Annotated in this window: 2 protein-coding genes; one reads left to right on the top strand and one right to left on the bottom strand. The window is 69.2% G+C overall.

Annotated elements, in window-relative coordinates; all coding sequences use genetic code 11:
* A partial coding sequence (locus AC1D01_RS30580) for a SpvB/TcaC N-terminal domain-containing protein (protein ID WP_477873134.1) occupies positions 1–704 on the bottom strand: 704 nt, incomplete at its 3' end.
* Positions 705–1,097: 393 nt separating this feature from the next.
* Between AC1D01_RS30580 and AC1D01_RS30575 the strand changes: the two genes are divergently transcribed.
* A partial coding sequence (locus AC1D01_RS30575; RefSeq protein ID WP_477873132.1) for a TonB-dependent receptor occupies positions 1,098–2,361 on the top strand: 1,264 nt, incomplete at its 3' end.

Here is a 2,361-nt window from a genome sequence, read left to right as displayed (position 1 = left end):
CCGGCCACCGTGCCGCTGCCCCACGCCAATCCGTCGCGCTGCTGGTACTGGTAGTCGATGTAGTTGCCGCGCAGGTCGCTCACCCGGCTCACCAGCCAGGTGGTGATGACGCCGGTGCCCTGCGCCGTCACGGCCGCGTCAGCCGCGGCATTGCTGTTGTTGCCGTACTCGTAGACCCGGCCGTCCTTGGTCCAGACCTTGAAGTACGCCGGGGCACCGCCGCCCGCGCCGTAAGCCCGGATGCGCGCGAACGAATCGCGCTCGGTGCGGAACTCGCGCAGCAGACCGCTGCCGCCTGCGCTGTCGTTGGTCTGCGGGAAGTCCGTGATCACCCCTGTTGGACCCGTCTGGATCAGCCGCTGGCCATCCAGGCACAGCTTGTCGGCCGCCGTGTTGTCGACGCCGCGGACGCGCCCGTCGGTCGCGAGGTTCGCGCCGCAGCGCGCGATCGACGAGACCCCGGTCAGCGACCAGCCATGACCCACCGGGCCGTTGCCGTCACCGCCGTACGACAGGCCGAGTGCCGGCACCATGCCGGCAATGCCCGGCGGCACCGCGATCGGATGTTGATAGCCCGGCTGGCCATCCTGGCCGACTGCCAGCTGCCCCCACGCTGCCAACGAGAACGTCGAGAGCGCCAGCGCGCCCACGCACGACACCACCAAGCCGCGAACACGCCGCGACGCTACCAAGATCAGTTCCAAGACAGTCCTCCCACACCGGTCGTCGACCGGCGCAATCCAATGACGGGTCAGGTGTTGTGTCGCCTTCGGCCCTGTGGGGCGCTGGCAACCCGCGCGGCAGTGGTCTGCCGCTGCGGTGCGCGCAGTCTAGCGATGCGCAAGGGGATTTTTCACGACAGGCCGAGTGAATTCATCAACCTTGAGGAGGTCCATTCGTACCGCCTCAGACCGCCGATGGCAGGCGAAGCCGCGTGCAGTGCGATTGAAGGAGCGGCCAGCCCCTGGTGTTAACGAGCAGCCCGCCCGGGAATTTTTCCCTGTGCCGCGCACGCCCCGCTTGTTAGCGTGGCACACCACCACCCAGACGACCCCTGCAACTCCGAGACAAGGACACAACCACACCGGAGACCTGACATGCCGTACCCCCGCCGGCCGAACTGGCGCCGTCACCCGCTTGCGAACGCATCGCTGCTGGCCGTGATGGCATCCGCGCCCGCCGTTCACGCGCAGACGACGCCCGTCGTCGTGCTGCCCGAGGTCGAGATCGTGCAGACCACGCCCGTGCCCGGCACCGGCGTGCCCAAGGACCAGATCCCGTCGAACGTGCAGACCGCCACCGACCGGCGGCTGCGCCAGCTGCAGAGCCTGAACCTGCCCGAGTTCATGCGCACGCAGCTGCCCAGCGTCAGCGTCAACGAGGTGCAGGGCAACCCGTACCAGATGGACGTGAACTACCGCGGCTTCACTGCCAGCCCGCTGCTGGGCACGCCGCAGGGGCTGTCGGTGTTCCTCGACGGCGTGCGCGTCAACGAACCGTTCGGCGACATCGTCAACTGGGACCTGCTGCCGCGCGCCGCGATCGCCAACATCACGCTGCTGCCGGGCTCCAATCCGCAGTTCGGGCTGAACACGCTGGGCGGCGCACTCTCGATGCAGACCAAGAGCGGCGACACGCACCCGGGCACCGGGATCGAGGTCGAAGGCGGCTCGTTCGGCCGCATCAGCACCGAGCTGACGCACGGGCGCAAGCTCGGCGAGACCGGCCACCTCTTCATGGCCTTCGGCGCGCTCAACGAAGACGGCTGGCGCGACGAGTCGCCGTCGCGGGTGCGGCAGCTGTTCGTGAAAGGCGGGCAGCGCAGCAGCGACTTCTCGTGGGACCTGAGCCTCGGCCACGCCGACAACCAGCTGGTCGGCAACGGCGGGCTGCCCGAATCGATGCTGGCGCAGCGCCGCGAGCAGGTCTACACCCGGCCCGACCTGACCGACAACGAGGCAACGCTGCTGACCTTCAACACCACCGCCACGCTGGGCCCGCAGTGGGAGATGGCGGCGACGGCCTATGCGCGCCGCAACCGCGCGTCGACACTGAACGGCGACCTGAACGACGACTACGACCCGCCCGCCGTCGAGGAAACCGGCGTCGAGAACCGCACGCGCACGCGCACCGACAGCGAGGGGCTGGCGCTGCAGGCGACCTGGAATGCCCGGCCGCACCGGCTGACCTTCGGGCTGTCGCACGACCGCTCGCGCAACCACTTCGAGCAGACCGAGGCCGAGGGCGAGCTGGATGCGAGCCGCGCGGTGATACCGACCGAAGACGCGGAGGTCAATGCCCGGATCTCCGGCCGCAGCCGCACCACGAGCGTGTATGTCAGCGACCTGGTCGCGCTGCAGC

This window comes from Rhizobacter sp. P3_B12 (assembly GCF_056402895.1).
The sequence above is the reverse complement of the archived record's forward strand: the minus strand, read 5'-3'. Positions and strand labels throughout refer to the sequence as shown.